The sequence below is a fragment of the Niveispirillum sp. genome (genome assembly GCF_017996735.1).
In the GTDB taxonomy this organism is placed as follows: Bacteria; Pseudomonadota; Alphaproteobacteria; order Azospirillales; family Azospirillaceae; genus Niveispirillum.
In genome coordinates, this window is record NZ_JAGOGJ010000238.1 from 1 (window position 1) to 5,182 (window position 5,182).

Annotated in this window: 5 protein-coding genes and 1 pseudogene; 3 read left to right on the forward strand and 3 right to left on the reverse strand. The window is 66.2% G+C overall.

From position 1 onward, the window contains the following. The 3 genes from KBA48_RS32320 to KBA48_RS32330 form a co-directional block, all read left to right on the forward strand. Positions 1 to 229: hypothetical protein (locus KBA48_RS32320; protein ID WP_292912781.1), on the forward strand; the 229-nt coding region annotated here is incomplete at its 5' end. Beyond that, entirely contained in the window at positions 226 to 1,734 is a 1,509-nt protein-coding gene (locus tag KBA48_RS32325) for a PepSY domain-containing protein (RefSeq protein WP_292912782.1), read from the forward strand. The genes KBA48_RS32320 and KBA48_RS32325, both read left to right, overlap by 4 nt. Before the next feature lie 251 nt (positions 1,735 to 1,985). Further along, on the forward strand, positions 1,986 to 3,128 hold the full coding sequence (locus KBA48_RS32330; protein ID WP_292912783.1) for an AraC family transcriptional regulator ligand-binding domain-containing protein: 1,143 nt from the start codon (positions 1,986 to 1,988) through the stop codon (positions 3,126 to 3,128). A 9-nt stretch (positions 3,129 to 3,137) separates the two neighbouring features. Here KBA48_RS32330 and KBA48_RS32335 read toward each other — a convergent pair whose 3' ends face one another. The 3 genes and pseudogenes from KBA48_RS32335 to KBA48_RS32345 form a co-directional block, all read right to left on the reverse strand. Further along, positions 3,138 to 3,932, reverse strand: a complete 795-nt coding sequence (locus tag KBA48_RS32335; RefSeq protein WP_292912784.1) for an SDR family NAD(P)-dependent oxidoreductase — start codon at positions 3,930 to 3,932, stop codon at positions 3,138 to 3,140. Then, positions 3,929 to 4,942, reverse strand: coding sequence for an NADPH:quinone oxidoreductase family protein (locus KBA48_RS32340; protein ID WP_292912785.1), 1,014 nt, complete (start codon positions 4,940 to 4,942; stop codon positions 3,929 to 3,931). Before KBA48_RS32340 ends, KBA48_RS32335 begins: the two co-directional genes overlap by 4 nt. 12 nt (positions 4,943 to 4,954) lie before the next feature. Then, positions 4,955 to 5,182, reverse strand: a pseudogene (locus KBA48_RS32345) (acetyl-CoA C-acyltransferase); the annotation flags it as partial.

The following is a 5,182-nucleotide window of genomic DNA, read 5'->3' on the forward strand; positions in this document are numbered from 1 at the left end:
GGGACCGATCGGCATGATCGCCGCCCTGGCAATCGGGATCGCCTATGCCGTCTGGGTGCCGGGTGCGGCCCAGACACGGCTGGTGGTCGGGGGATTGCTGGTGCCGGTGGTCTGGGGCGCGGCCATGGCCTGGACCCTGGCCGACAACCGCATCATTCGCGCTACGGCGGTGCTGGTGGGAACGGCACTGGTGGGTTTCACCGCCTCCATCCTGAAGGGGTTTACATGACGGACGTTCCTGTCACCGGGCGCAAGCGCCGCCCGCTGCTGCCGCCCGGCTTCGTAGCCGCTGTCCTGAAGGGGCATAGCGGGCTGGGACTGGCCTTCGCCGCCATTCTCTATCTTGTCTGCCTGACCGGCAGTATCGCCGTCTTCGCATATGAGCTGCAGCGGTGGGAGAATGCCGACCTGTCGCGCCTTGACGCCGTTTCGCCGGAAGCGGTGCAGAGGGCGGCGGCGGCGGCCGTGACCGCAACGGGCGAAGGCGTGGAGCATGTGTTCATCACAATGCCGGGAGCGGAACTGCCCTGGCTGAAGATCACCACGGACGTCGCCGGCACGCATCGTGATTGGATCGCCAGTGCGGATGGCCTCACGGAAGGCGGTGCCAGCCCCTGGACGGAATTCCTGACCGCCCTGCATATCCATCTGCATCTGCCGCGAAGCTGGGGCATGTTTCTGGTCGGGCTGACGGGCGTGGCGCTGCTGTCGTCGCTGATTTCCGGCCTGTTGGCGCATCCGCGCATCTTCCGCGATGCCTTCCATCTACGCCTGGGCGGATCACGGCGCTTGCAGGAAGCGGATTTGCATAACCGCATCGGGGTCTGGGCATTGCCCTTCCATGTGGTCGTGTCACTGACAGGTGCCCTGCTGGGCCTGACGACCTTGATCGTTGGTGTTCTGGGATTGGCCGTGTTGCAGGGCGACACGGAAAAGGTCTATGCCCTGTTCGTGCCGCCGCATCCGGCGGACGATCCGCGCCCGGCGCCGATGCTGGATCTGGTGCCGATGTTCGCCGAAGTGGCCCGGCAAACGGATGGCCGTATCGAAAGCATCTTCCTGGAGCACCCGACCGAGAGGGGCGGGGCCGTTCTGTTCAATGTCGAGGACGGTTCCGACCGCCTGGCCCACACGGATGCCTATACATTCGACCGCGAGGGCAAGCTGTTCTTCAGCAAGCGTGCCGCCGAGGGCAATGTCGGCGAAGGGATCATCAGTTCGTTGGGGAGCCTGCATTTCGGCTGGTTCGGCGGTGGGCTGGTGAAGATCGCCTATGGGCTGCTGGGGTTGGGCCTGACCTATATGGCGATGAACGGGGTCACCATCTGGCTGGCGCGTCGACGGGACAAGGGGCGTCCGGCGCCCGGCTGGGAACGCGTCTGGGCGGCAACCGTCTGGGGGCAGCCGCTGGCGCTGGCAGGGTCTGCTGTTGCCGTCCTGGTCATGCCGGCCGCGACGCAGCAATCGGCCCTGGTGATATGGGGCGGGCTGACGCTGGTGCTCCTGGCGGCTGCGGCCTTCCTGTCCGCCAGCACGGTATCGCGGTGGGGGCGTCTGCTGTCCGGCCTGCTGCTGGTGGCCCTGGCGCTGCTGCATGCGCTGCTGCGCATGGGGCCGGGGGCCGACCCGATGGGCGGGGTTGTCGATGCCGTGCTGCTGATCATCGGTGCCTTGCTCCTGGCCAGCCTTTACCGGCGCTCCCCCACTGCGGATAGCCCATCGCAAGCCGGTTAGCGCATTGTGAAACGGATGACGCCGGGTGGGAGGTTGATGGGGGGGCGCCAGTGTCGCCGGTGCCCGGTGATCTCCCACCCATCCAGCCGGCGGATTGGCTTGGCGACCTCTGCGTGACGGATCGGCTCAAAATATGGGTCGCGAATTGGCTCAACATTGCTGTTGGCATCGCATCCGCGCCTGATACTCTGAGGGCAGGACGACACACGGGTGCAGGCGACGATCACCCGTCAAGAAGATCGGGCCTCGATATGGGACGGAACAATCAAGCGGCCGGCGACGGCGATGTCAGCGATGCCTGGATCGGCCGGCGAACACTCAATTATTGCTGGATCGGCGCTACCGCCGCCCTTTCAGCCAGACGTGGCGTCCCCATCCATGACGCGCTGCTGCGCGGCGGTGTGGCCCCCGAGGCTGGTGCCATCCATGACGATACGCCGATCGGGGCGGCTGAATTCCACCTGATCTGCAACACACTGATTGCCATGCACGATGACGAACTGCATGGCGCCTCGCGTCGCGGTATGCCAAGGGGCACGGGCTCGCTGGGCCTGCGCATCATGAGTTCGGCCGACGACCTGCGCACCGCCATCACCATGCTGCTGAAATTCTATTCCATGGTGGGCACCTTCTGCGATTTCACTTTCCAGGAGGCCGAGGGGCTGGCGACCATCACGATCCTCTCGCGCGACGCCGCGCAGGATATGTCAGCCATCGTGGAGGAGGTGATGGCCAACTGGCTGCAGATCCAGCTCTGCTATGTTATGCAGATGCCCATCCGGCTGACCGGCTTCACCACCCGCTCCGCCGCCCATCCCAGTCTGGGCGGGGTGCATCCCTTCTTCAATTGCCCGGTACTGCTGGGTGAGAAGGCCGCCATTTCCTTTTCCAGCGGGTATCTGGGGCTGGCGCCCAAGGCGCGGATCGGCGCTGCTCCGCTGGGGGATAGCGTCTTTTACTGGCTGCGCCAGATGGCGGAGATCGACAGCCACCAGTTGCCCGATGCGGCCGCGCGGCCGATCAGCGTGGCGGTGCTGGAACTGCTGCGATCTGAACTCCTGTCCTTCCAGGACTGCGCCGACGCGATGGGGTGCCTTGAACGCGAATTACGCCAGGACCTGTTCGGTGAGGGTAGCAGCTTCCGGCAATTGCGGCGCATCGCCCTGATTGACCGGGTGCGGCCGTGGTTCCAGACGGGCGCCTGCATGGATGATATCGCCGACCGGCTGGGCTATTCCGACGCGCGCAGCCTGCGCCGGGGGTTGAAGCTGGCAACAGGCCTGTCGCTGGCCGAATTGCGTCAGATGGGCACTCCCGATCAGGCCATGGGGTCGCCTGCTGTACTGGGTGCGCTGCGCGCCAGTCTGGCCCATTCCGACGCGCTGAACGCCTGATGTAAAGTCTCAGAAGGCCGGTTTTCCCAACTCCGGCGGACGGGAAAAGGGCAGGGAACTGGACAGGCCACCATCGACGGCCAGGGCCTGGCCATTGATGTAGCTGGCGGCATCGGATGCCAGGAAGGCGATGGCCCGCGCGATCTCCGTTGGCTCCCCACCCCGGCGCAGAGGGTTCAGCCGGCCGATCTGGTCGGTTTTACCCTTTTCCCGTGCCCGATCGTAGATGATGCGGGTCATGCCCGTTTCCACGATGCCGGGACAGACGGCATTGACACGGATACCACTGCCGGCCAGTTGCTGGGCCGCGCTTTGCACCAGATTGATGACGCCGGCCTTGCTGGCCGAATAGGCGGCCCCGCCGGCCCCGGCGCGCAGACCCGCCACCGATGCGGTACAGACGATGGCACCGGCCCGACCGGCGGCGACCATGGCCTGCGCCGCATACTTGATGGACAGGAAGGGGCCGATCAGGTTGACGCGCAGGATGTCCGCCCAGTCCTGTTCCCCCTGATCGAACAGACCGGCGGCCCCGCCGCTGACCCCCGCATTGGCGACCATGATATCCACGCCCCCATGCAAGGTGGCGGCGCGGGCGATCAGGGCCGCCACCTCCTGTTCGGAACCCGCATCGCAAATGGCGGCGGCGATAGCAGGATGGGCGGCCGCCGTTGCCGCCACGCCGTCGCCGATATCGGCCGCCAGGACGCGGGCGCCGGCCTCCGCGAACAGAAGGGCGGCGGCCTGACCGATGCCAGACGCGGCGCCCGTTACGATCACGCTTTTGCCGATAAAGCCGGTCATGCCTCTTGCTCCCTGTTGATGGTGACCACCGCCTTGCCGATGGCGGCACGGCTGCCCAGCCAGGCGATGGCCTGTCCGCCTTCGATCAGAGGCCAGACGCGGCCCACACGCGGGCGCACCTTTCCTTCCCGCCACCAATGCAGCAACTGGTCGACATTGGCGCGGTTGGCCGCCGGGTCGCGTTCGGCGAAGCTGCCCCAGAAGACGCCGCGCAGGTCCGCCCCCTTCAGCAGGATCAGATTGAGGGGCGGCTTGGGAATGCCGGCGGCAAATCCGATCACCAGATACCGTCCGCCCCAGGCCAGCGCCCGCACCGCCGGTTCGCAATAGTTTCCACCGATCGGATCAAAAATCAGGTCAGCCCCGTCCGGTCCCACGGCTTCTTTCAATTGCCGGCCAAGACGTTTGGCACTATCGGGGCCGTCAATGTCGCGGCCATAAATGACGACATGTTCGGCGCCGGCGGCACGTGCCGCGTCCGCCTTGGTACTGTCGGAAACGGCGGCAATGACGCGGGCACCCAATGCCCTGCCGATTTCGATGGCGGCCAGTCCGACACCGCCGGCCGCCCCCAGGACCAGCAGCGTCTCACCCGGCCGCAGGTTTCCCCGGTCCTGGAGCGCGTGAAGCGTGGTGGCGAAGGTCAACAGGAAGGACGCCCCTTCCTCCACCCCAAAACCATCGGGCAGCGTGAAGGCCAGATCAGCGGGCGCGCGGGCCAACTCGGCCAACCCGCCATGACCGGTGACGGCGATGACCCTGTCGCCGATCGACCAGCCTTGCACGCCGTTACCAATGGCAGCGACGGTGCCCGCGATCTCCCCACCGGGTGCGAAGGGGCGGTCGGGCCGGCTTTGGTACTTATCCTCGATCATCAGGACGTCGGGATAGTTGATGGCGCAGGCAGCCACCCGGATCAACAACTCACCGGGTCCGGGAACGGGATCAGGCAGATCGGCCAGTTCCAGACTGTCGGGGCCGCCGATGTGGCGGGAGACGAGGGCTTTCATGGCGTTGGCTCCTCACAGCACTTCGAACAGGCCGGCAGCACCCATGCCGCCGCCCACACACATGGTGACGACCACATGGCGCGCGCCGCGCCGCTTGCCCTCCAGCAGGGCATGGCCCACCATGCGCGCACCTGACATGCCATAGGGATGGCCGACGGAAATGGCGCTGCCATTGACGTTCAGCCGCTCGTCGGGGATGCCCAGCCGGTCGCGGCAATAGAGAACCTGCACCGCGAAGGC